General features: G+C 44.6%; 24 protein-coding genes. 17 read left to right on the forward strand and 7 right to left on the reverse strand.

Translation table 11 applies throughout. The annotated features are described in order from the left end of the window. Nucleotides 1-44: 44 nt before the first annotated feature. The 4 genes from typA to G3W54_RS18210 form a co-directional block, all read right to left on the reverse strand. On the reverse strand, nt 45-1,859 hold the full coding sequence (typA, locus tag G3W54_RS18195; RefSeq protein WP_162654714.1) for a translational GTPase TypA: 1,815 nt from the start codon (nt 1,857-1,859) through the stop codon (nt 45-47). A gap of 144 nt (nt 1,860-2,003) precedes the next feature. Beyond that, nucleotides 2,004-2,996, reverse strand: coding sequence for an aldo/keto reductase (locus tag G3W54_RS18200; RefSeq protein ID WP_162654715.1), 993 nt, complete (start codon nt 2,994-2,996; stop codon nt 2,004-2,006). Between the two features lie 14 nt (nt 2,997-3,010). Continuing rightward, complete coding sequence (locus tag G3W54_RS18205) at nt 3,011-5,092, reverse strand: M3 family metallopeptidase (protein ID WP_162654716.1); 2,082 nt, start codon at nt 5,090-5,092, stop codon at nt 3,011-3,013. Nucleotides 5,093-5,197: 105 nt separating this feature from the next. After that, nucleotides 5,198-6,427: an argininosuccinate synthase gene (locus tag G3W54_RS18210; protein ID WP_162654717.1), complete on the reverse strand. Its 1,230-nt coding sequence runs from the start codon at nt 6,425-6,427 to the stop codon at nt 5,198-5,200. 150 nt (nt 6,428-6,577) lie between these two features. On the opposite strand from G3W54_RS18210, the gene G3W54_RS18215 reads away from it, so the two are divergent. From G3W54_RS18215 to G3W54_RS18265, 11 genes are all read left to right on the forward strand, one after another. Further along, the gene (locus G3W54_RS18215; RefSeq protein WP_162654718.1) at nt 6,578-7,219 is read left to right on the forward strand and encodes a LysE family translocator; all 642 of its coding nucleotides are present in this window, start codon (nt 6,578-6,580) and stop codon (nt 7,217-7,219) included. Nucleotides 7,220-7,331: 112 nt separating this feature from the next. Then, on the forward strand, nt 7,332-8,213 hold the full coding sequence (gene mmsB, locus G3W54_RS18220) for a 3-hydroxyisobutyrate dehydrogenase (RefSeq protein WP_162654719.1): 882 nt from the start codon (nt 7,332-7,334) through the stop codon (nt 8,211-8,213). A gap of 28 nt (nt 8,214-8,241) precedes the next feature. Continuing rightward, a complete protein-coding gene (locus tag G3W54_RS18225; protein ID WP_162654720.1) occupies nt 8,242-9,009 on the forward strand; it encodes an enoyl-CoA hydratase in 768 nt (255 codons plus the stop codon). Between the two features lie 208 nt (nt 9,010-9,217). Beyond that, nucleotides 9,218-9,763 (forward strand): biotin transporter BioY, encoded by a 546-nt coding sequence (locus G3W54_RS18230; RefSeq protein ID WP_162654903.1) that lies wholly within the window; start codon nt 9,218-9,220, stop codon nt 9,761-9,763. 65 nt (nt 9,764-9,828) lie between these two features. Beyond that, nucleotides 9,829-10,509, forward strand: coding sequence for an ABC transporter ATP-binding protein (locus G3W54_RS18235; protein ID WP_162654721.1), 681 nt, complete (start codon nt 9,829-9,831; stop codon nt 10,507-10,509). Further along, the gene (locus G3W54_RS18240; RefSeq protein WP_210253527.1) at nt 10,503-11,147 is read left to right on the forward strand and encodes an energy-coupling factor transporter transmembrane component T; all 645 of its coding nucleotides are present in this window, start codon (nt 10,503-10,505) and stop codon (nt 11,145-11,147) included. The genes G3W54_RS18235 and G3W54_RS18240 overlap by 7 nt, the downstream gene beginning before the upstream one ends. Before the next feature lie 3 nt (nt 11,148-11,150). Continuing rightward, nucleotides 11,151-11,837, forward strand: coding sequence for a nitroreductase (locus G3W54_RS18245; protein WP_162654723.1), 687 nt, complete (start codon nt 11,151-11,153; stop codon nt 11,835-11,837). Next, nucleotides 11,834-12,256 carry a DUF1284 domain-containing protein gene (locus G3W54_RS18250; RefSeq protein ID WP_162654724.1) on the forward strand — a complete coding sequence of 141 codons (423 nt, stop codon included), beginning with the start codon at nt 11,834-11,836 and terminating at the stop codon, nt 12,254-12,256. The genes G3W54_RS18245 and G3W54_RS18250 overlap by 4 nt, the downstream gene beginning before the upstream one ends. Nucleotides 12,257-12,261: 5 nt before the next feature. Next, complete coding sequence (locus G3W54_RS18255) at nt 12,262-13,722, forward strand: AMP-binding protein (protein WP_162654725.1); 1,461 nt, start codon at nt 12,262-12,264, stop codon at nt 13,720-13,722. Continuing rightward, a complete protein-coding gene (locus G3W54_RS18260; protein ID WP_162654726.1) occupies nt 13,719-14,855 on the forward strand; it encodes a thiolase family protein in 1,137 nt (378 codons plus the stop codon). The genes G3W54_RS18255 and G3W54_RS18260 overlap by 4 nt, the downstream gene beginning before the upstream one ends. Next, nucleotides 14,852-15,292 (forward strand): MaoC family dehydratase, encoded by a 441-nt coding sequence (locus G3W54_RS18265; RefSeq protein WP_162654727.1) that lies wholly within the window; start codon nt 14,852-14,854, stop codon nt 15,290-15,292. The genes G3W54_RS18260 and G3W54_RS18265 overlap by 4 nt, the downstream gene beginning before the upstream one ends. Before the next feature lie 32 nt (nt 15,293-15,324). Here the strand turns inward: G3W54_RS18265 and G3W54_RS18270 are convergent, their stop codons facing one another. The 3 genes from G3W54_RS18270 to G3W54_RS18280 are packed head-to-tail and all read right to left on the reverse strand — an operon-like array spanning nt 15,325 to nt 18,190. Then, a complete protein-coding gene (locus G3W54_RS18270) occupies nt 15,325-16,656 on the reverse strand; it encodes a TRAP transporter large permease (protein ID WP_162654728.1) in 1,332 nt (443 codons plus the stop codon). Then, a complete protein-coding gene (locus G3W54_RS18275) occupies nt 16,656-17,180 on the reverse strand; it encodes a TRAP transporter small permease (RefSeq protein ID WP_343162571.1) in 525 nt (174 codons plus the stop codon). The genes G3W54_RS18270 and G3W54_RS18275 overlap by 1 nt, the downstream gene beginning before the upstream one ends. Then, on the reverse strand, nt 17,180-18,190 hold the full coding sequence (locus tag G3W54_RS18280; RefSeq protein ID WP_162654730.1) for a TRAP transporter substrate-binding protein: 1,011 nt from the start codon (nt 18,188-18,190) through the stop codon (nt 17,180-17,182). The genes G3W54_RS18275 and G3W54_RS18280 overlap by 1 nt, the downstream gene beginning before the upstream one ends. Nucleotides 18,191-18,465: 275 nt before the next feature. On the opposite strand from G3W54_RS18280, the gene pcaF reads away from it, so the two are divergent. The 6 genes from pcaF to G3W54_RS18310 are packed head-to-tail and all read left to right on the forward strand — an operon-like array spanning nt 18,466 to nt 23,260. Continuing rightward, on the forward strand, nt 18,466-19,662 hold the full coding sequence (gene pcaF, locus G3W54_RS18285) for a 3-oxoadipyl-CoA thiolase (protein ID WP_162654731.1): 1,197 nt from the start codon (nt 18,466-18,468) through the stop codon (nt 19,660-19,662). Nucleotides 19,663-19,674: 12 nt separating this feature from the next. Beyond that, nucleotides 19,675-20,655, forward strand: a complete 981-nt coding sequence (paaA, locus tag G3W54_RS18290) for a 1,2-phenylacetyl-CoA epoxidase subunit PaaA (RefSeq protein WP_162654732.1) — start codon at nt 19,675-19,677, stop codon at nt 20,653-20,655. Between the two features lie 6 nt (nt 20,656-20,661). Further along, nucleotides 20,662-20,955, forward strand: coding sequence for a 1,2-phenylacetyl-CoA epoxidase subunit PaaB (gene paaB, locus G3W54_RS18295; RefSeq protein ID WP_162654733.1), 294 nt, complete (start codon nt 20,662-20,664; stop codon nt 20,953-20,955). Further along, nucleotides 20,955-21,707 (forward strand): 1,2-phenylacetyl-CoA epoxidase subunit PaaC, encoded by a 753-nt coding sequence (gene paaC / locus G3W54_RS18300; RefSeq protein WP_162654734.1) that lies wholly within the window; start codon nt 20,955-20,957, stop codon nt 21,705-21,707. The genes paaB and paaC overlap by 1 nt, the downstream gene beginning before the upstream one ends. A 5-nt stretch (nt 21,708-21,712) precedes the next feature. Further along, nucleotides 21,713-22,180 carry a 1,2-phenylacetyl-CoA epoxidase subunit PaaD gene (gene paaD, locus G3W54_RS18305; RefSeq protein ID WP_174244261.1) on the forward strand — a complete coding sequence of 156 codons (468 nt, stop codon included), beginning with the start codon at nt 21,713-21,715 and terminating at the stop codon, nt 22,178-22,180. Between the two features lie 9 nt (nt 22,181-22,189). Further along, the gene (locus G3W54_RS18310; protein ID WP_162654735.1) at nt 22,190-23,260 is read left to right on the forward strand and encodes a 2Fe-2S iron-sulfur cluster-binding protein; all 1,071 of its coding nucleotides are present in this window, start codon (nt 22,190-22,192) and stop codon (nt 23,258-23,260) included. Nucleotide 23,261 lies beyond the last annotated feature (1 nt).

Genomic DNA, 23,261 nt, shown 5'->3' on the forward strand with positions numbered 1-23,261 from the left:
CCCACCCACAGTTCTTTTTGTAGATGGGCTAAATTTGTTATTTTTTAGCTTGCACGTGATTTTTCGAAGCGTTTGCGCTCATGTGGATCCAAGTGGATCTTACGTAGTCGAATATTTGAAGGCGTAACTTCCATTAACTCATCATCTTGAATCCAAGAGAGAGCTTTTTCAAGCGTCATTTTAATTGGTGTTGTTAGTTTCACCGCATCATCTTTACCTGATGCGCGCATGTTTGTTAGCTTTTTGCCCTTCAGAATGTTGACTTCCAAATCATTCGGACGGTTATGAATACCAACAATCATACCTGCATAAACTTTTTCGCCAGCCCCTATGATGAATGGACCGCGATCTTCAAGGTTAAACATCGCATAGGCAACAGATTCACCTTGTTCTTGCGAGATAAGAACACCGTTATTGCGTCCACCAATGGGGCCTTTATATGGTTCATAACCATGGAACAGGCGGTTCATAATGGCCGTACCGCGCGTATCAGTCATAAGTTCAGATTGATACCCGATCAAGCCGCGGGTCGGTGCTTGGAATACCAAGCGTTGGCGTGTACCGCCAGATGGACGAAGTTCAATCATATCGCCTTTGCGTTCGGCCATTTTCTGAACAACAACGCCTGAATATTCCTCATCTACATCGATGACAACTTCTTCAACGGGCTCTAGCTTTACGCCATCTTCTTCCTTCATTACAACACGTGGACGGGAAACGGCGATTTCAAATCCCTCACGGCGCATGGTTTCAATCAGAACTGCAAGTTGAAGCTCGCCGCGACCTGATACGTAGAAGCTATCTTTGTCATCAGCTTCTTCAATTTTCAGCGCAACGTTACCTTCGGCTTCTTTAAAGAGACGATCACGAATAACACGAGATGTGACTTTATCACCTTCTGTGCCTGCCAATGGTGAATCATTGACAATGAATGACATTGTAACCGTTGGCGGATCAATTGGTTGCGCAATCATCGGCGTGTTAATTGATGGATCGCAGAATGTATCAGCGACAGTACCTTTTGAAAGACCTGCAATTGCTACAATATCACCCGCATGAGCTTCATCCAGCGCAACGCGTTCCATACCTCGGAAGGCAAGAATTTTAGAAATTCGACCATTTTCAAGAGTTTTACCATCAGCATTTAGAACTTTAACACTCTGGTTTGGTTTGATCGAGCCAGAATTAATGCGTCCAGTGATAATTCGGCCAAGGAAGTTATTTGCTTCCAGAATTGTGCCGATCATAGAGAACGGACCTTCTTCAACCTCTGGTTCTTTAACATGCTCAGTAACGAGCTTGAACATTGGCTGTAGACCTTCTGACTGATCACCATCAAGCTCTGTATTCATCCATCCTGAACGGCCTGAACCGTACAAAATTGGGAAATCCAGTTGCTCGTCCGTTGCGTCAAGACTTGCAAATAGGTCAAATACTTCGTCGACAACTTCTTCTGCACGCGCGTCAGAACGGTCAACCTTATTAATCGCGACGATCGGTTTTAGACCAACTTTAAGCGCTTTACCAACCACAAACTTGGTTTGCGGCATTGGGCCTTCGGCTGCATCAACCAAGACAATGGCACCATCCACCATGTTGAGAATACGCTCAACCTCACCGCCGAAATCAGCGTGTCCGGGAGTATCGACGATGTTAATTCGGATACCTTCCCATTCAACGGATGTTGCTTTGGCAAGAATAGTAATCCCGCGTTCTTTTTCTAAATCATTGGAATCCATCATACGTTCTTCGGTTGCTTGGTGAGCATCGAAGGTTGATGATTGTTTCATAAGTTCATCGACAAGTGTTGTTTTGCCATGATCAACGTGGGCAATGATCGCAATATTGCGCATAGTCATAGTAGTTTCGCCTTCTAGGGAGGAATTGGCTTTACATCGAAAAAAGGGCCGAAAAGTTTATAACTTAACAAGCCGATGCGCGCTCGTTACACGGTTTTTGACAAAAACAAAAGGTTTAATCTCAATTGAGTGCGCAGAGGTTAATCAGCAATAATCCTCTGGACCTACCCGTTGCGGTTCAGAATAGCGGTATCCGTGAGCAAACCCAACAGGCAAAATGGCTTCAATTTCGTCTAACTCAGTTTGCGAGAGATTGATATCAGCACCTTCCGCGCATTGTTCAAGGTGATTGACTGTTCTTGTGCCAGGAATTGGTATTGAGATATCATTTTGCGCAAGGATCCATGCAATCGTAAGGCCTGCGGAGCTAACACCTTTGTCTTTCGCGTAAGATCTGTATGTACTAATTTTTGCCTGATTGGCGGCAAGGTTTGGTTCTATAAAGCGTGGATTTGGGTGCCGGAAGTCGGTTTTACTAAAACTCTCAGCTTTCATATTTGCACCATCATCGGTCAAAATTCCCCGCCCTAAAGGTGAGAAGGGGACAAATGTTGTGCCTAGTCGCTTACAAGCCTGAATAACACCCAGTTCTGGCATACGTGTCCAAATCGAGTATTCGCTTTGAACAGCTGCCACGGGATAGATTGCGCTAGCCCGTTCTAGCGATGATGGTGAAATTTCGGAAAACCCGATAGCTCCAATTTTCCCCTGATCAATAAATTTGACCAGCGTCTCCATCACATCTTCGATGGGGCGGGTTTGATCTCGGCGATGAATATAATAAAGGTCGACATAATCTACCCCTAGACGCTTCAAAGAACCTTCCAGGCAATCTGATAGATATTCAGGGGAATTATCAAAGGCACGAGGCGGTGTTGTATTTATACCGCCTTTGGTCGCAATGGTGTATTTTAGCTCCGGATTTTCTTTAAGGAATTTCCCGATTATATCTTCTGAAACACCGTCTCCGTAGATTTTAGCGGTATCGAGGTGCGTCATGCCCAATTCATGCGCTTTTGCGAGTGTGTCATGGGCTGTTTTGATATCGCAAGCGCCATAGAAGCCAGCAAAGGACATGCATCCTAAGCCAACCGCACCGACCATAGGGCCATTTGGGCCCAATCTACGTTGCTGCATCTTGTTCTCTCCAATTATGCCGATTCTAAACCACGTTTTTCAATCATTGCATCAGCTGTTGGCATGCGCCCGCGGAACTTTTCATAAAGTATTTCAGGTTTTTCAGAACCACCCTTTGAATAAATATGGTCATGCAAAAGTTTCGCAAGTTTGGGGTCAAATGGATTATCCGTTTCTTCAAATGCAGCAAATGCATCGGCGTCAAGAACCTCAGACCACATGTATGAATAATAACCTGCGGCATATCCTTCGCTTGAAAAAACGTGGAGAAAATGCGGGATGCGGTGGTACATGGAAATTGCATCTGGCATGCCAAGCTCTTTGAGCATGTCTTCTTGGAACTGCATTGGGTCTTCAACATTATCTGCTGTATGAAGTGCAATGTCGATGAAGGAACTTGCACAATAGCCGAGTGTTTCGCAGCCATTGTTGAATGTTTGAGATTTAATCAGTTTTTCAACTAACTCAGCTGGGATAGCTTTGCCCGTTTTATAGTGCGTAGCGTGTTTTTCCAAAATTTCAGGAACTGTTAGCCAGTGCTCATAAAGTTGAGACGGTAATTCAACAAAATCGCGAGCAACGGAGGTTCCTGATACTGATGGGTAGGTGACATTAGATAGAATACCATGTAGTGCATGGCCAAATTCATGGAAGAGCGTTCGCGCGTCATCAGATGATAAAAGTGCAGGCTCGCCCTCAGCAGGTTTTGCAAAATTCATGATATTGTAGATAAATGGCAGTTCGCCATCCTTACCATCATGCGTTTTGAGTTTGTGCTGGCTTTGATATGCACTCATCCAAGCGCCGGAACGTTTTGATGGTCTTGCGAAATAATCGGCAATGAAGATTGCTTGTATTTCCCCATTACGACCTAAAACTTCAAAGACTTTTGCATCAGGGTGATGAGGTGTGATGTCATCTCGTTGTTTAAAGTTAAGTCCAAACAGGCGATTTGCGACATCAAAACTCGCATTGATGATCTGATCTAACTGAAAGTAGGGCTTAATTTCTGCTTCCGAAAATGCGAACTTTTGTTCGCGTAATTTATCAGAAAAGAAGCGCCAATCCCATGGTTCAATTTTATCGTTATGACCCATGCTTTGTGCAAGTGCCATAAGTTCGGCTTCTTCTTCCTTTGCTCGTGTAAGCGCACGTGGCCAGACATCCTTAAGAAGCTTTGTTACATTTTCAGCAGACTTGGCCATGGTGTTTTCCAAGCGAACTTCTGTGAAATCTTTATAGCCGAGTAGCTGCGCTTTTTCCTGGCGTAATTTCAGGATTTGTTTGATGTTTTCAACATTATCGGTATCACCACCGCGAGCACCGCGGCTCTTTGCGGCCTCGTAGGCCTGTTCGCGCAGATCACGACGTGTTGACGATTGCATAAATGGTGCCAAGATCGGACGAGATAGAGTTAAAAGATAGCCCTCATCATGGCCACGCTCTTTAGCTTGCGCCGCCAATGTATCGAGAAGGAAATCGGGTAGGCCCGCAATGTCTTCATCGGTTGTGAGCAACAATGTCCAATCATTGCTGTCTGCCAAGACGTTCTGGCCAAAATTTGTGTACAGTGTTGCCAGTTCGGAGCCGATGTCTGCAAATCGCTTCTTATCATCGCCTTCCAGCTTCGCGCCATTCTTAACGTAGCCGCGCCAGTAGCGTTCGAGGACTTCTTGCTCTTCACCGGAGAGATTAAGTTGATCTCGTTTCTGATAAAGTGCGTCAACGCGGGCAAACGCTTCCGGAATCATTGACATTTCTGATCCGTGCGCAGCCAGAACTGGTGCTATTTCACGTTCGATTTCTTTGATGTTATCATCTGTATCATTGCCTGCTTTGGAGAAAAACAGACTGGCGACTTTGCCGAGGCCAGATTCCATTACTTCGAACGCGATGATGGTATTTTCAAAGGTTGGTTCATCGGGATTATGGGCGATTGCCAAGGTTAGTTCTTTGTCACGCTTGAGTGTGATTTCAAACGCCTTTCTAAAATCCGCCTCAGCTAATTTTGAAAAATCAGGAAGACCAAATGGGCCATCCCATTCGGTGAGAGAAGAAATTGATTTTAGTTCAGAAGCTGTATGGGATTCAGACAAGGTGTGATTCCTGTAAATTGATTATACTGGAATCTAGATATAGGCCTCTCAAAAGAATTTGAAAGACCTAATATATATTCTCACACTCAGAAGTTTGTGATCAAACTATTTTGAGCGATTTCTCGCTGCAAGTGTTCTTAGGCGCAAAGCGTTGAGCTTGATGAAGCCAGCTGCGTCTTTTTGATCATAGGCACCATGATCGTCTTCAAAGGTCACGAGCTCGTCGCTGTAAAGCGACTTACTGGAATCACGACCAACAACAATTACATTACCCTTATAAAGTTTGAGGCGAACAACGCCCTCAACATCTCTTTGAGAATGGTCGATAGCTGCTTGTAGCATCTCGCGCTCCGGTGAGAACCAGAAACCGTTATAAATAAGTTCGGCATAGCGTGGCATTAATTCGTCTTTAAGGTGTGCCGCGCCGCGATCAAGTGTGATTGATTCCATGGCCCGGTGTGCTGATAGCAAAATTGTACCGCCTGGTGTTTCGTAAATGCCACGAGATTTCATACCGACAAAACGGTTCTCAACCAGATCAAGCCGGCCAATTCCGTTATCTCTACCAAGATCATTTAATTTTTGGAAAAGTACGGCTGCTGACATTTTCTCGCCATTGAGTGCAACAGCATCGCCTTTACTAAATTCAATTTCAATGATTGTTGGCTTATCCGGCGCCTCTTCTGGAGAAACGCTACGTTGGAACACGTATTCTGGTGCCTCTTCATTAGGGTCTTCTAAAACTTTACCCTCGGAGGATGAGTGCAACATATTTGCATCAACTGAGAAAGGTGATTCGCCACGTTTATCTTTTGGAATTGAAATTTGGTGCTGCTCAGCAAATTCAATGAGCTCTGTGCGAGATTTAATTGTCCAATCGCGCCAAGGTGCAATGATTTTAATGTCTGGATTAAGTGCATAGGCGGAAAGCTCGAAACGAACCTGATCATTGCCTTTACCTGTTGCACCATGTGCAATGGCATCCGCGCCTGTTTCCTCGGCGATTTCGACCAATCGTTTTGAGATAAGTGGTCGTGCAATAGATGTACCCAGAAGATATACACCTTCATAAACCGCATTTGCACGGAACATCGGGAATACATAGTTTGAGATGAATTCTTCACGAAGATCTTCAATATAGATGTCTTTATCGCTTAGGCCCATGAGTTCGGCTTTTTTGCGCGCAGGCTCAAGCTCGTCACCTTGGCCGAGATCAGCGGTGAATGTTACGACCTCAGCACCCAATTCTTTTTGGATCCATTTCAAAATAATCGATGTGTCTAGTCCACCGGAATAGGCCAATACGACCTTTTTTACGTCTTTGTAGGATGTCATCTCATTAAACCTTGCAGTTTGGGGGCTGGGAGAGCCCATTTGTATCCGGCTTTACGCCAAGAAAACATAAAATCAGCGGTGCTATACAAGAAATATTGTCCGATTGCGACCCCCAATTGACCACTCATGCAGATATCGATATGAGCACATATGAGTTTTATTCCCGATTTTTGGACCCTGGTTGCATTTTGTACAGCAGCATTTGTTCTGGCCGTTACGCCAGGACCAGATATGACGCTGATGATTTCCCGTGCTTTGAGCGATGGACGGCGTGCCGGTTATTTCGTTGTAGCCGGTGCCATTAGCGGAATATTTGTTCATACATCATTGGTTGCTTTTGGGCTTTCAGCGTTGGTTTTGGCATCGCCAACGGCTTTCTGGGTTTTAAAGATATTAGGTGCGGGCTACCTTCTATGGTTGGCAATTCAAGCGATGCGAGGCTCCTCAAGTTTTTCAGTAGAAAAGAGGAATAAGAGCGATCGAAGCAGATTTGATCATTGGTTAAGCGGGCTAAGTGTGAATATTCTCAACCCTAAAATCATTATTTTTTTTATGACGTTTTTGCCTCAATTTGTGGACGCGCAAGATCCCGTGTTTACTGAAAAATTGTTATTCTTAGGCGTGTTGTTTGTTGTGGTTTCGTCGCCGGTTGTATTCGGTGTTGTTTATCTTGCCGACAAAGTCGCAGATTGGTTAAGCAATAATCCAAAGGCTATGCGGTTGCTTGACTATTGTTTTGCCACTGTCTTTTCGTTATTTGCGTTTCGTATTCTGCTCGCGCAGGCGAAATAGGCCATACAAGTCATTTCATGTATTTTGATGTCTTGAATGAACGAGACCCAAAGGCTATTCATATTCGAAAATAAATGAGCGGAAGCGTTCGATAGATTTTGGAGAGATGTAGATGGCGAATATCGGATTTATTGGGCTTGGAAATATGGGCCTGCCTATGGCTATTAATTTGGTGAAAGCAGGGCATGCCGTTACGGGATTTGATCTTAGTTCGGTCGCAAAAGAAGCTGCCCAAGATGCTGGTTTGTCGATTGCTAATGAGATGATTGCTGTTACTAAAGATGCTGAAATCGTTGTTTCGATGTTGCCGAATGGAGCTATTGCAAAATCTGTTGTTCAAGAGATTTTGCCTGAAATGGTGAATGGAAGCTTACTGATAGATTGTTCAACAATTGATGTGTCTTCGGCACGTGAGATACATGAAATGGCTGAAAAATCGAATAAATTATGTCTAGATGCACCTGTGTCTGGTGGTGTGGGCGGCGCAACAGCAGGAACCCTGACCTTTATGGTTGGTGGTTCCGATGAAGCATTTGCAAAGGCAAGTAATGCACTTGATATAATGGGTCAGAAGGCTGTTCATTGCGGTGATGGTGGCTCTGGTCAAGGGGCAAAAATTTGCAACAACATGCTTCTTGGGATTTCAATGATTGGCGCCGGTGAAGCTTTTGCATTGGCGGAGAAACTTGGTCTTGATCGGGGAAAACTATTTGATGTTATTTCAACCTCATCTGGTAGCTGTTGGTCAGTTAATACCTATTGTCCGGTACCAGATGTTGGTCCAAAAAGTCCCGCAGATAACAATTATGAACCCGGATTTGCAGCATCACTTATGTTAAAAGATTTAGGCCTCGCCATGGAGGCAGCACGTGATGCGGGAGCATCAACACCTTTAGGAAAACATGCAACCGATATTTACAATCAGATGAGTGAGCTTGATCACGGTGATAAAGACTTCTCAGCTGTGATTAACCTCCTTTCCAAATTGGATTAAATTTAATACCGCAAAGAAAGCTATATTTATGAATAATACTGTTCTTCTGGAGAAAATAGATCGTGTTGCAGTTCTGACGCTTAACCGCCCTGAGGCGCTCAACGCCCTGAATAGTGAAGTCCTTTCGACACTTCGTGAGCATATTGATATGTTAAATAACGACCCTGATATTGGTTGTATTGTTCTGACAGGTTCAGACAAGGCATTTGCCGCAGGTGCCGATATTAAAGAGATGGCGGATAAATCTTATATCGATATGTATATGACCGATCATTTTGGTGATGTTAAGTCATTAAGAAGCCGTCTACCCGTTATTGGTGCTGTATCAGGTTATGCCTTGGGTGGCGGGTGCGAGCTTGCCATGATGTGTGACATGATTTTTGCTTCTGATACCGCCCAATTTGGGCAACCTGAGATTAAGCTTGGTGTCATACCTGGTATGGGGGGGTCACAGAGATTAACGCGTGCTATCGGCAAGGCAAAAGCAATGGATATGGTTTTAACTGGACGTATGATGGATGCCGAAGAGGCAGAACGTACAGGGCTCGTTGCTCGGGTTTTCCCCATCGCTGATTTGTTGGAAGAAACTAAGAAGGTCGCAAAAAAAATAGCGTCTTATTCAAAGCCATCAGTTTATGTGGCAAAAGAGGCGGTTGAACGTGTCTTTGAGACAACTTTGGAAGAGGGCTTGCGTTATGAACAACGTGTTTTCTATCCGCTCTTTGCGACCGAAGACCAGAAAGAAGGCATGGCCGCATTTTCTGAAAAGCGTAAACCAGACTTCAAGCACAAGTGATCATTCGAGCTCTTAGTTGAAGATACTCATTGAGCATTAATTTACATCGCAATAAAGTTCATTTAACAGCAAGATATGGACATAAACACGGTACTCGATCATATATGGGCTTAAATTTCTCGGATGACATCTGGTTTTCCGGGACATGCGTCTTCGATAAGAGCTAAATATATAATTGTACAAAAGGAACTTAATACACATGTCCGCTATATCAACTCGAGATATTGTTCTCATTGCTCTATTTGCTGCAATTACTGCTGTATTGGGTGTTTTCCCTCCACTAACTCTGCCTGTTATTTCAGTGCCGATTACCGCTCAAACTCTTGGCGTAATGCTTGCGGGAGGTGTGCTAGGTGCTAAAAGAGGGGCGCTGTCGATGGTGCTTTTCTTAGTATTGGTCGCGGTCGGATTGCCACTACTTTCAGGCGGGCGCGGTGGTTTTGCCGTATTTTTTGGGCCAAGTGGCGGGTTTCTAATTGGCTGGATCTTTGCCGCATATTGTATCGGTATGATGATAGATAAGTTCTGGAATAAACTTAACTATTTCAGCGCATTTGTAGCCTGTTTTACAGGCGGAATTGTATTGCTGTACTTAATTGGTATTCCTTGGGTCGCATTTGCAGCAAAAATACCGCTTTCAAAAGCGTTTATCGGCTCAATGTCGTTCGTACCCGGTGATATTATCAAAACAGCAATCGCTTCATGGGTTATCGTAACTGTTGCCAAGTCCTACCCGATCATGAAGCCTGCGTAATCACCCATACATTTATATGTGAGTGCATGTGATGCGCTCACATCTTTGACATAGGAAATAGTCACGTGATCAGTATTTGTGACGTGACAGTTATCAAGAATAACAATGTTATACTCGATAATGTCTCGGCAACTTTTGATGAAAATCGAGTTGGAATTATTGGCAGCAATGGTTCTGGCAAGAGCACGTTTGCAAAATTACTGAACGGATTAGAAAAAGCATCCTCGGGCACGATACAAATAGGCCATAAATTAACTAATGGGCAAACACACCAACCCAAAGTGGGATTTGTGTTTCAAAATCCAGACAACCAAATTGTATTTCCTCTGGTTGGGGAGGATCTCGAATTTGGCCTTAAGAAATCAGGACTTTCCAAAGTGGAGATCAAAGATCGCATCGGTTTTTACCTCGATAAGTTTAATGTATCTAATTTAATTGAGCGCCGAACACATGAATTAAGTGGCGGTGAAAAACAACTCATTGCGCTGATTGGTGTACTGGTTATGGAGCCAGAATATATCGTTCTCGACGAGCCAACCACATTACTTGACCTGCGTAACCGTTCCATTCTCATGGACTTTATGGAAAAGCTCAGTCAAAAGCTTATTATTGTGAGCCATGACCTTGATCTGATGAGCGATATGGATCGTTTGATATGGATTGATAAGGGGCAAGTTAAAGGTGACGGTGAAGCTGTTTCTATCCTTGCCGCATATAAACACGCCTCAAAGGTCGACAGATGCTGATAAGCACATATAGTTCTGGTAACAGTATTGTTCACACTGCCAAACCCATGACAAAGGTTCTTTTGCTTATTTGTAGTTGTACTCTTTTGTTTGTATGGGAAAATTGGATTTCACTTGCGCTTGCCAGCCTTCTTATTGGTGGGCTTTATATCATCGCCAAGATATCTCACCAAAACATAGTTGCTGTAATTAAGCCTGCTCTATGGGTTCTTTTGTTTATCTTTGCGGTGCAGGTTTATTTAGTTGACTGGCTATTTGCCAGTTTTGTAGTTTTGCGCTTTATCACCATGATTATGGCCGCCTCGCTTCTCACATTGACAACAAAAACTAGTGACCTGATTTCCGGGATTGAGGGTTTCTTAGGTCGATTTTTGTCTGAAAAAAACTCTGAGTCCATCAGTTTAGCTTTATCACTGTGTTTTCGGTTTATTCCGATGGTGCGGAAGATTTTTGAAGAAGTGAAAGAGGCGCAAAAGGCAAGAGGGTTAGATCGCAGCTGGCGTGCGCTTGTTACACCAACGATTATTAGAACCTTAAAGTCTGCGGACGAAATTTCTGAAGCGATTGTTGCAAGGTCAATCGATATATCGCTAAATGATCATGGCAGCAGATCCAAAAATACTGAGCGTGAGGCATAACCTATGTCTAAAACCCTCCAAGATCATTTTTCAAAACTATTGATCGATAGACGTTCTACCAGAGCATATTTAGAGCGTGATGTGGACGAAGATATAGTAAGTAAGATACTAAACATAGCTCGTCATACTCAAAGTGGCGGTAATATGCAGCCTTGGCGTGTCAGCGTCTTGAGAAAAAAAACTATTTCCAGACTTCAAACCGCCATTGCAGATGACGTGAGTAAGACCGGTTTTATCGATAATGGTGATTATCAATATTACCCTCGAGAGCATATTTCTCCCTATTCTGAGAGAATTCAACAATGTGGTGTTGATCTTCACTCTGCGCTAGATATCGGGCGCCGTGATACGGCAATGGCTCGGTCGCAAAGGATGAAGAACTTTGAGTTTTTTGGCGCACCTGTAGGCCTGATCATTACAATGAATAAAAGTCTCGAACAGGGTAGCTGGATAGATGTTGGTTTATTTTTGAACTCACTCACATTAGCGATTTCAGCCTACGGTCTGTCGAGTTGCGTGCAGGCAAGCTTCTCAAGCTATGGCGATATAATCCGGAATGTTCTTGATTTACATCACGATAAACTCGTTATTTGCGGGGTTTCAATTGGCTATGCAGATAAAGAACATCCCGTTAATAATATTCCGCAAAAACGTATGGCGGTTGATGAATTCACCGAGTTTTATCCATGATAAAGTTACGTGGTCACCATTTGCTTTGCTCACTGACCTTTGCCGGACGAGGCTATTCTCGAGATTTTGAACGTGACTTTAAGAAGGTCATTCAAAGGATCAAACAAAATGAGCCAATTGAGATAGTTTCTGGTCCGGATGAGATATGTGCTTCGGTGAAAGATTGCGTTGGCAGTCACTGTTTTGAAGATCGAATTATCAATCGAGATAGTTTGGCATTGAGAGATATTTCAGCGTTGCTTGGCGTTAAATTGGAGGTAGGTTCTAAGTTGATTCCGAATGATCTCTTTCACAATCAATATAGAAAAGCCTATCAACTGCAAAGTGTTCGGAGCGCTTGCTTTGACTGTCAGTGGTCGGAAGTTTGTGATGCGGTGGTTGCGGATGGTTTTAATAAGACGCACTTGAAACGCGGATAAGCTAGATGATGAATTCACAAATCGCTTCCCGTATCGTGGCAAATCTCACCCATTCGGGTGATAAAGTTGTTATTTATTTTGGCGATAAGCAGATTAAGGCTGCTGAATTTTTAGACCTAATTCAGATATATCGGCGTGGGTTGATAAATTTACACCGCCACGAAAATATTGCCATCTTGATGAAGACCTCACCGGATGCCTTAGCGCTATTTATCGCTTCATTATCTGTTGCGAAGAATACGTGTTTCTTTGATCCGAACTGGCCAGAGGATATTATCAAGAAGACTGCAAATTTAGCTCAAATCGATATGATTATATCTGACGATAGCCAATCTGCCGTCGATACATTATCCCATCTGGTATTGAAAACGCCAACCGTAACGGCGGATCATGAGGCTGAAGCTGAAGTTAATAATCTGGATGGTAACTATGATCCAAATTATACGTGCTTCACGTCCGGTTCAACGGGACTACCTAAAGGGTGTATGCGTTCGGAGATGTCGTGGATACGGAGTTTTGGTTCGGATCAGAAATTCACCGATATCCAAGAATCTGACACGGTTATTGTCCCCGGCAGTTTTGCTCATTCCTTGTTTCTTTATGCTGCCATTCGTGGCCTTTACACGGGTGCAACAATTGCACTCTTTACAAACTTTCACCCAAATCGAATTGTAGAGATATTCGAGCATATCAATAATGGTGTGATCTTTGCTGTTCCTACTCAATTGGATGCATTAGTCCATTCAACCTGTCAGCATGGCGAAAATATCAAACGAATATTATCAACGGGGTCGAAGCTGCCAATTTCCATTTATGAGAAGCTTGTTGATGTATTCACGGAAGCTGTGATTGTGGAGTTTTATGGAACATCTGAATTAAGCTACGTCGCAGCACGTACAGTATCAGTTGATGACCCTGAGACTTTGGTTGGGCGACCATTGCCAAATGTTGAAATTTCGATCAAAGGGCCGGATGGTGCAGACATACCAATGGGGAGCGAGGGGCTTGTTTATGTGAAGAGTGATCTTGCTTTTCGCGGTTATGTTTCACATTCGGGCCTGCAGGAAGCCGATAAATCGATATGTGTTGGTGATGCTGGATTTTTCGATTTTAACGGAGACCTGCATTTGGTCGGCCGCATGGATAGAGCATTTCAAAGTAGTGGTCGGAATATTATTCCAGAAGCTATTGAAACAGCGTTGACCTCAATCGAAGGTGTTGCACTTGCAGCTGTATTTGGGGTTCCCGATGCCACCCGTGAGAATAGAATTGCTGCGGTGTTATGTATTGACGCCCAGATTACGAAACCTGATCTGATATCTTGCTTACGACAGTCACTTGCCACATACGCAATACCTAGTATCTACTATAAATGCGATATATGGCCTAAAACTACGTCTGGGAAAATTGATCTGATTACACTAAGGAGCAAACTGTTGGCGAAGGAGCTGGAGGTTCTATTTTGACAGGATCATCATGGATGATAGGCGCGATGCGAACACCTGTGACTTCCCGAAGCGGGGCTCTTTCTGCATTCACAGCACCTGAGTTGGGTAGCATCTCAATTTCAGCTCTTATAGACAGTTTGAACGTACCTTCTGATCTCGTTGAGCATCTTATCCTCGCAAATGGTCTTTATGGCGGTGGAAATCCAGCAAGATTGAGTGCTCTTGCATCTGGCCTTCCTGAAAATGTCCCCAGCATGAGTATTGATACACAATGCTGCGGTGGGTTAGATTCAATTCTTTTGGCACATGGTCTGGTGGCCTCCGGCATGCATGATTTTGTTATTGCTGGAGGTATAGAATCCTTCACAACGGCTCCACGGCGATTTAACAGGTCTTTGGATGGTCGTCCGGATCAAGAATATAAGAGACCTCCATTTTCACCTTGGGTGGATAGAGATCCAGACATGCTGGAGGCTGCGGCTCAGCTTGCCAAAGAGTTCAATATATTACGTGCCGAACAAGAAGAATTTGCAATAAGAAGCCATGCATCTGCATTGAAGGCGCAAGATAGGCTTTTGAGCGAATGTATTGCATTTGATGGTGTGCAGTTTGATACATTTACACGTGAACTAAGCTCCAAATTATGTAAACGGATGCCTATTATTGCAGGCGATGTTGACCACGGCATAACCAGTGCTACAACGTGTGTTGAGGCGGATGCGAGCGCTGTATGTGCAATTGTATCTTCCGGTTTTTTAAGTGCGCATCCGAAATATCAAAAGACTGCGATCAAAATTTTAGGCACTCAATCTGTTGGCAGTGATCCGGCAATGCCCGGACTTGCGCCTGTTGATGCAGTTAGAGAGATCTTGAAGAAGCTTTCACTCACTGCGCAAGAATTTGACGTCATAGAAGTCATGGAAGCATTTGCGTCACAAGCAATAGCTTGTATCAGACTTTGTGGATTTGATCAGAATGTTGTAAATCTTGGCGGCGGTGCCTTAGCGCGCGGACATCCGATCGGAGCTTCTGGTGCAATAAATGCTGTCAGATTGTTTCAAGAGATGAATTATCGACCATCTTCTAAACTCGGATTGGCTGCGATTGCAGGCGCCGGGGGGCTTGGTTCGGCCTTGGTGTTGTCCAAATGAAGTATATTCACGCGTTGGAAGACTTGGATAGTTTAGTCGGTGAGGGTGTCGCTGTTGGTCAATCTCTACAAATTGATCAGATGATGCTGGATCAGTTCTTAGAACTTTGCGGCGATACAAACAAAATACACCGCACCTCACCATCAAACTCTCAGCCAATTATCCCCGGGAACTTTTTGATTTCACTCGTTCCTCAGCTCTTGCAATCACAGATGAGCATTCATGAAAGTATCGAATGTTTTACTGTTGGCTATCAGATGATTAAATTTAGGGCACCGGTACGAGTACAAGATACTGTTATATTCAATGCTGATATTTCGTCCGTTAGATGTGTCAAAGAAGCCCGACACGTTGTATATGATTTCACATTTAGAAACCAAGATCAGAGTAAGGTTTCAATGGAAGGTCAAATGACGGACTTATATCGTAAGGTCTGATCACCTAAATTGCATATGGTCTTACTGTCGGATTAAAACCCCCAAATTCCCACAGGCAGAAGCAATGACAAGAATGGAAGACCAACGAGCAGGGCAAGGCGCACAATATCAGCAACCCAGAACGGGGTCACACCTTTAAATATTGTTGCCGTTGATACATCTTTCACCACGGACCGCAGAACAAAAACATTTAGTCCGATGGGCGGCGTGATAAGTGATATTTCCGTGACAACAACAACAACGATACCAAACCAGATAAGCGCAAACTCACCCGTTAGATCACCTTCGAAGAAGCCGAGTGATGCTATCAATGGAGCAAACACTGGCACCGTTAAGGTAATCATCGAAAGACTTTCAAAGACTGCACCCAGTACCAGATAAATTAAGATCATCATTCCTAAAATCATGAATGGTTCAAAGCCTGCACCTTGCACAAGAGCTAACAGATCATCGGGCAGTCCTGCACGCGTAATAAGGCGGCTAAAGATATCAGCACCGATAAGAAGAACGAACAGGCCCACAGACGTTTTTACAGTTTGCGTCAATGCATCCATTAATTTTGCGAAGGAAAAGCGGCCAATGGCAATAGAGATAAGAATAGCGCCAAAAGCCCCAACGCCGGCAGCTTCGTCGGCGGTAAAAATGCGACCATAAATGCCACCGATAATGATGCAGAAGAGTACGAGTATTGGTATAACTCTAAGCACACTTGCTTTTGTTTCAGCCCCGGATAATTTTTCGCCTGCGGGTCCCGCCTTCGGGTTGCGCCATACAACAAAGGCTACAGCGCAGAGATAAAGTGCGATACCTAGAATGCCGGGAAGAATACCTGCCAAAAATAGCTTGCCAATTGATTGACCTGTCAGGAACCCATAAATAATGAGAATAATGCTGGGAGGAATGAGAATTCCCAGCGTTCCGCCTGCCGCAACTGATGCGGTTGATAGGCTATCATGGTAACCGAATTTTCGCATAGGTGGCAGGGCGACTTGCGACATTGTAGCCGCTGTTGCCAGTGAGGACCCTGAAACTGCAGAAAACCCGCCACAAGCTAAGATCGTGGACATAGCCAAACCGCCCGGTAATCGCCCAACCAGAGCATAAGCTGCGCGGTAAAGATCATGGGCCATTCCGCTTTGCGCAATCAACATACCCATGAAAATGAAAAGCGGAATTACCGACAATGCATCATTTTGCGTAACATCAAGAATAGAATCAGCTGCTGGTCCAAGCCCTGCTGACCAGCGCCAATCACGCAGGTAAACAAAACCAACTGCACCGACTAAACCCATGGCAAAGCCAATGGGTATACGCAACAACACAAGCGAAATTACGAGCGCAAACGCAATAAGTGATATTTCCATTACTTGATTTCCTGCGATCCTGATACGATGTCAGGTTTACCCTTGAATAGTCTTGAGAGCATTAAAATTAACACCAATACACCCGTTAAGAATACAGCGCCGGAGATGATGTAAATCAGAGGGTATTTTGGAATGAATAATAGTTCACTGACAATTCCGCGGCTGAGAGCTTTCTCAGCGCGGGTAAGCAACCAATAGCCCATTGTAAGAAGTGATACAGAGATTAGAATTTCGATTAATCGGTCACGAATGAAGGCGGCTTTAGGCGAAAACATAAAGTCCATCAGATCAACATCGATCTGCCCGCCGCGTAAAGTCACGACTGGAAATGCCAGAAAAATCGAAAGTGCTAGCAGAATTTGAGCGATATCCTGCCGACCAAAAAGGGGCGCGTTAAACATATAGCGCCCCACCACCTCAACAACTGTGACACACATGATGAGGACAATGCAGACCGTACTAAGAAAAAGGCTAAGTCGGGCGAGCCAAGCGCCCGCCCTTTTAATAGTCGTATAGGTCATCATTATTTATTGTATTCAGCCATTGTATCACGGATAAGTTTAAGAGCGGCATCAGCATCGACACCCTTTGCACTGACTTCCTCCAGAACAGATTTCTGAATTTGTGGGACAAGAGCTTCGAACTTTGCAGCAGCACTTCCTTCAAGGTCTATGACTTTACCAGTTTTTGACTGTGCGTCTATACCGCGCTGGTTGCCTTCATCCCAAGCTTTACCGGCAAAGGCTGAGAATTCTTCACCCAAAACAGCGTTGATTGCTTTGGCATCTTCTTCCCCGATTGAATCCATGAACTCTTCACTCATGATGATGGAGAAAGAACCACGATAAAAACCACCAGGAACACGATATGTATAAGGCAAGACTTCTGTCAGGCGCAAAATAGCAATTGTATCACCGGGGAAAAATGTTCCGTCAGCAACACCGTTGGCAACAGTTTCATACACTTTCGGTGCAGAAACCTGCACACCGGCCATATCCAATCCTTTTAGAACATCACCCATGACACCACCGCCAGAACGAACTTTTAGTCCAGCAACGTCTTCTAAGGATGCAACCTCTTTTGAGAGGTGAAGCATGCCTGGCGCATGTACCATCATAGCCACAGGTACGACACCATCATGCTCATTCACTTTGCCAAGCATTTGTTGATGGGCACGCCAGTGTGCAGCAGATGCGGCAGCAGAATCGCCTTCCAAACCAGGTATTTCAATCAATTTCGAGGTAACAAAACGGCCAGGATTGTAACCGTGGAAAATCCATGCAGCATCCGCGCCGCCATCTTCAATCAAATCAGCCTGTGCCGGCGGAGAAGCAAGACCATATTCGATCTTACCTTTTACTCGACCTTCTGTAGCAGCATCAATACGCTTGATAAATTCCGGCCAGACAATTTCGTTCATGATGTGGCTTGGTGGTAGCCATGATGAAACAACCATCGTTTTTTCAGCAGAAGCTGAAGATACAAAAGCGAAAGTTGCAAGCCCTGCAATCAGAGCATTTGATATAATTTTCATAATTTCCTCCCTTTGCAAGCGCGCCAGATGCGCTTGTTTCCATCATCCTATATAAAACCGACTGGACGGTCAATATATAAAAATATTACCCGTTTATTCCTTCTTGATAAGTGAATTAATTCAATAATTTATGAGATTTCATGAGATGAGGTTATAAGAGTATAGTACAAATTTTACTTGACATGTTACGGTTTATACGGATTATATATTTTCGTAACATATTTGCTGAATAACGCTCCTTAGTCATTTCAGCTCTAGATTTGGAGATCTTGCAATTGTCGGCTTTTATTCTTGATGCTGTTCGTACACCCATTGGACGTTATGGTGGCGCTTTGTCATCTTTGCGTGTGGACGATTTGGCGGCGCTGCCATTGGCAGCCCTTAAAGATCGAAATCCTGAACTGGATTGGGCAAAAATTGATGATGTTATCATGGGAGATGCAAATCAAGCGGGCGAAGATAATCGGAATGTTGCGCGTATGGCGGCACTTCTGGCAGGGCTCTCTGTAGAGACGCCAGGCACAACGATTAATCGTTTGTGTGCATCAGGTTTAGATGCAGTTGCTATGGCGTCAAGAGGCATTAAAGCGGGTGATTATCGTATGGCCATTGCGGGTGGTGTGGAAAGTATGAGCCGCGCTCCATTTGTCATGCCAAAGGCAACCACCGCATTCTCCCGCTCGAACGATGTGTTTGATACGACTATTGGCTGGCGTTTTGTGAACCCAAAAATGAAGGCCGAGTATGGCATAGATTCTATGCCGCAAACTGCAGATAATGTAGCTGATGAATTTGGAATTAGTCGCCAAGATCAGGATGCCTTTGCAGCCCGCAGTCAATCACGATATCAGGCCGCCCATGATGCGGGAGTTTTCTCAGATGAACTTATCGCCGTTTCTGTTCCTCAACGTAAAGGTGATCCAATCTTGTTCGATAAGGACGAGCATCCTCGCCCTGGGACAGATCAAGTAAAATTATCGGGTTTAAAAGGCGTAAACGGGGCGGAAAAAACTGTAACAGCAGGCAATGCCTCTGGTGTCAATGATGGTGCTGCAGCTCTGCTTTTGGCCAACGAGGCGTTAGCAAAAGATGCAAAACCGCTCGCGCGTGTAGTTGCAGCTGCAGCAGCTGGCGTTGCACCGCGTATTATGGGTATTGGTCCTGTTCCGGCTACACGGAAAGTGTTGGAGATTTCCGGCCTGTCATTAGATCAGATGGATGTCATTGAACTTAATGAAGCATTTGCAAGCCAAGGTCTGGCTACATTACGGGAACTCGGCCTGCCGGATGACGCAGAACACGTTAATCCAAACGGTGGGGCAATTGCGCTTGGTCACCCATTAGGCATGTCCGGGGCAAGGCTTGTTATGACTGCAGCTTATCAATTGCGCCGCACGGGAGGTCGCTATGCACTGTGCACAATGTGTGTGGGCGTTGGTCAGGGCGCTGCAATGATTATTGAACGTATTTAAGGGAGAAAGAGCATGTATGCACAGATGGTAAATTCTGAAACTTCCAAAGGCGAACTTACTGCCGAGGATATAGCTTTTCAGGCGCGTATCGATGCGGGTCAGAAAATTGAACCGAAAGACTGGATGCCTGAGGGATACCGTAAAACTCTTATTCGCCAGATTGGTCAGCATGCCCATTCTGAAATTGTCGGTCAGTTGCCAGAGGGTAATTGGGTAACGCGTGCTCCCACGCTGGAGCGAAAAGCTAACTTGCTGGCAAAAGTACAAGATGAAGCAGGACACGGATTATATCTTTACTGTGCTGCTGAAACATTGGGTGTGAGCCGCGATGAACTCTTAGACATGTTGCATGCAGGCAAAATGAAGTACTCGTCCATCTTCAATTACCCGACATTAAACTGGGCAGATATGGGTGCTGTGGGCTGGTTGGTTGATGGAGCAGCGATCATGAACCAGGTTCCTTTGCAGCGCACATCCTTTGGTCCTTACTCACGTGCCATGGTGCGGATTTGCAAAGAAGAAAGCTTTCACCAGCGTCAGGGCTATCACATCATGATGACCATGTGTAAAGGCACCGACGAACAGAGGGAAATGGCGCAAGATGCCATGAATCGTTTTTGGGAACCTGCACTTATGATGTTCGGACCTTCGGACAAAGACAGTGTGCATTCTGAACAGAATATGAAGTGGAAAATCAAGATCAATACCAATGATGAGCTGCGCCAAAAGTTCGTTGATGAAACCGTTCCACAAGCAAAATATCTGGGTCTTACCATTCCAGATGATACTATCAAATGGAATGAAGAACGTGGTCATTACGATTTTGCTGAACCTGATTGGAATGAGTTCTTTGATGTTCTGAAGGGTAATGGTCCTTGCAATACGGAGCGTTTGGAAACACGCAAAAAAGCGTGGGATGATGGCGCTTGGGTTCGTGATGGCATGATGGCCCATGCAGAAAAACGCGCAGCGCGCAAACAAGCAGCGGAGTAAATTAAGATGTCTAAAGTTTCAAAAGAATGGCCTCTCTGGGAAGTCTTTATTCGCGGTCAACACGGCATGAGCCATCGTCATGTTGGTTCACTACATGCCCCCGATGCGGAGATGGCAATTAAAAATGCTCGTGATGTTTATACACGCCGAAATGAGGGAGTAAGCATCTGGGTGGTTGAAGCAAATCATGTAACCGCATCAAGTCCTTCGGATAAAGGCCCACTATTCGAGCCTGCAAAATCCAAGGTTTATCGTCATCCAACTTTTTATGAAATTCCAGAAGAAGTAGGTAAGATGTAATGAGTGCTTTATATGAATTTTTACTTCGCCAAGGTGACAATACACTTGTGCTTGGGCACCGTGTGTCAGAATGGTGTGGAATTGGGCCTGTGCTGGAAGAAGATATAGCACTTGCAAATACCGCGCTTGACCTGATCGGACAAACACAAATGTGGCTTGGTTATGCCGGAGAAGTTGAGGGCAAAGGGCGTAGTGCGGATGATCTTGCATATTTGCGCGATCCGCATGCCTTTAGAAATCTTTTGATGTTGGAAACGCCAAACCGTGATTTCGGTAATACGATGATGCGTCAATTTTTATTTGATGCTTATCAGGTCCAATTTCTTGCAGCATTGGAGAAATCATCCGATCAGAGGGTTGCAGACATAGCAACCAAATCACTAAAGGAAGCGCAATATCATCTGGAAAGATCGTCTGATATCGTTATTGCTTTGGGCGATGGCACGGATGAGAGCAAAGAAAAAATGCAAAAGGCACTCAATCGTTTGTGGCCATATATTGGTGAAATGTTTGAAAGTGATAGCATCGACCAAGCAATGGTTGATGCTGGCATTGCTCCTGATCCAGCATCCATCCGCGTTGAATGGGATCAGATCATTCAACGCGTTATGAGCGATGCTTATCTGCAGTTGCCAGAAGATGCATTTACACATCTTGGTGGAAAAAATGGCAAACGACATACAGAGCATCTTGGTCATATGCTTGCGACGATGCAGACATTGCAACGTTCACACCCTGGCGCAACCTGGTAATTGATATGGTCATAACTCGCGCTTCAACGGATGAGATATGGATTTGGCTGGATGGAGTTCCTGATCCTGAAATTCCTGTAATTTCGGTTGTTGATCTAGGTGTTATCAGAGATGTTTCCTGGCAGGATGATGTTCTGGAGATAACGATCACGCCAACTTATTCGGGCTGTCCGGCTATGTCTGTCATCTCACTGGATATCGAGACAGAGCTTGCAAGAAGAGGCTTGAAGAATACCAGGATCAAAACTCAGATAGCACCTGCCTGGACAACAGACTGGTTATCAAAAAAAGGTAGAACTGAGCTAGAGAAGTTCGGTATTGCTCCACCGCGCCCAGCGGGTGGCCCGGAGCGGTGCCCGCATTGCAAATCTCTTGATGTGGAGAAAATTAGTCAGTTTGGCTCAACCCCATGTAAGGCTCAATGGCGGTGCAAAACCTGCCTTGAACCTTTCGATTATTTTAAATGTATTTAGGAGGTGGAAATGGTTCAGTTTCATGATCTAGCAGTCACAGATATTAAGAAAACCATTCGCGATGCAGTCGTGGTAACCTTAAAACCTGAGGATGCTGATGCATTCGATTTTGTTCAAGGTCAATATCTAACTTTTCGTAAAAAATTTGACGGCGAGGAGCTAAGACGTTCCTACTCTATTTGCGCTGGTAAAGATGATAATATTCTACAAGTAGGCATCAAACGTGTTGATGGTGGTGCCTTCTCAACCTGGGCAAATACAGAACTAAAGGTTGGTGACCGGTTGGAGGCCATGCCTCCGATGGGGAATTTTTACAACTTAAATGAAAGCCCGTCTGACCCGGACTATTTATGCTTTGCTGCTGGTTCCGGCATCACACCGATCTTATCCATTTTGCGGACAGGTTTGGCACGTGATCTTACGGCGCGATATACCCTTGTTTATGCGAACCGTAATGTAAACACGATCATGTTTCGTGAAGAGCTTGAGGATCTAAAGAATGAATATTTGGATCGATTAAGCATCATCCATGTTCTTGAAGACGATTCTCAAGATATCGAATTATTTTCGGGACGTATTGATGCGGACAAATGTGCCGGATTGTTTGAACATTGGATTGATCTCGAAAATGTCGATACCGCCTATATTTGCGGTCCAGAACCTATGATGTTGACAGTCTCTGATGCTCTGAAAGCAAATGGTCTTAACAAAGATCAAATACGTTTTGAATTGTTTGCCAGCGGCCAGCAAGGGCGCGCAAAAAAACGTGCTGCCTCTGCTGATGCGCAGACGGCTGACGTCTCTGCGAAAATAACTTTAGCCGGTGAAACGCGTTCATTTGAGATGTCCAACGATACAAGTCTTCTGGAAGCGGCTTTGCAGAACAAGCTTGATGCACCGTTTGCCTGTAAATCGGGAATATGTTCCACTTGCAAGGCCAAGGTTGTAGAAGGTGAAGTTGAGATGATCGCCAATCACGCTCTTGAAGATTATGAAGTCGATGCAGGCTTTGTTCTTACCTGCCAGTGCTATCCAGTTTCCGATAAAGTGGTTTGGGACTATGACCAGGCAGGTGGTTAGG

The sequence above is a fragment of the Lentilitoribacter sp. Alg239-R112 genome (assembly GCF_900537175.1).
Taxonomy (GTDB): domain Bacteria; phylum Pseudomonadota; class Alphaproteobacteria; order Rhizobiales; family Rhizobiaceae; genus Lentilitoribacter.

Excerpts from the sequence above, each read along its gene's own strand:
- typA (WP_162654714.1), bottom strand. The coding sequence starts at position 1,859 with ATGACTATGCGCAATATTGCGATCATTGCCCACGTTGATCATGGCAAA.
- G3W54_RS18200 (WP_162654715.1), bottom strand. The coding sequence starts at position 2,996 with ATGCAGCAACGTAGATTGGGCCCAAATGGCCCTATGGTCGGTGCGGTT.
- G3W54_RS18210 (WP_162654717.1), bottom strand. The coding sequence starts at position 6,427 with ATGACATCCTACAAAGACGTAAAAAAGGTCGTATTGGCCTATTCCGGT.
- G3W54_RS18215 (WP_162654718.1), top strand. The coding sequence starts at position 6,578 with ATGAGTTTTATTCCCGATTTTTGGACCCTGGTTGCATTTTGTACAGCA.
- mmsB (WP_162654719.1), top strand. The coding sequence starts at position 7,332 with ATGGCGAATATCGGATTTATTGGGCTTGGAAATATGGGCCTGCCTATG.
- G3W54_RS18225 (WP_162654720.1), top strand. The coding sequence starts at position 8,242 with ATGAATAATACTGTTCTTCTGGAGAAAATAGATCGTGTTGCAGTTCTG.
- G3W54_RS18240 (WP_210253527.1), top strand. The coding sequence starts at position 10,503 with ATGCTGATAAGCACATATAGTTCTGGTAACAGTATTGTTCACACTGCC.
- G3W54_RS18245 (WP_162654723.1), top strand. The coding sequence starts at position 11,151 with ATGTCTAAAACCCTCCAAGATCATTTTTCAAAACTATTGATCGATAGA.
- G3W54_RS18250 (WP_162654724.1), top strand. The coding sequence starts at position 11,834 with ATGATAAAGTTACGTGGTCACCATTTGCTTTGCTCACTGACCTTTGCC.
- G3W54_RS18255 (WP_162654725.1), top strand. The coding sequence starts at position 12,262 with ATGATGAATTCACAAATCGCTTCCCGTATCGTGGCAAATCTCACCCAT.
- G3W54_RS18265 (WP_162654727.1), top strand. The coding sequence starts at position 14,852 with ATGAAGTATATTCACGCGTTGGAAGACTTGGATAGTTTAGTCGGTGAG.
- G3W54_RS18270 (WP_162654728.1), bottom strand. The coding sequence starts at position 16,656 with ATGGAAATATCACTTATTGCGTTTGCGCTCGTAATTTCGCTTGTGTTG.
- G3W54_RS18275 (WP_343162571.1), bottom strand. The coding sequence starts at position 17,180 with ATGATGACCTATACGACTATTAAAAGGGCGGGCGCTTGGCTCGCCCGA.
- G3W54_RS18280 (WP_162654730.1), bottom strand. The coding sequence starts at position 18,190 with ATGAAAATTATATCAAATGCTCTGATTGCAGGGCTTGCAACTTTCGCT.
- paaA (WP_162654732.1), top strand. The coding sequence starts at position 19,675 with ATGTATGCACAGATGGTAAATTCTGAAACTTCCAAAGGCGAACTTACT.
- paaB (WP_162654733.1), top strand. The coding sequence starts at position 20,662 with ATGTCTAAAGTTTCAAAAGAATGGCCTCTCTGGGAAGTCTTTATTCGC.
- paaC (WP_162654734.1), top strand. The coding sequence starts at position 20,955 with ATGAGTGCTTTATATGAATTTTTACTTCGCCAAGGTGACAATACACTT.
- paaD (WP_174244261.1), top strand. The coding sequence starts at position 21,713 with ATGGTCATAACTCGCGCTTCAACGGATGAGATATGGATTTGGCTGGAT.
- G3W54_RS18310 (WP_162654735.1), top strand. The coding sequence starts at position 22,190 with ATGGTTCAGTTTCATGATCTAGCAGTCACAGATATTAAGAAAACCATT.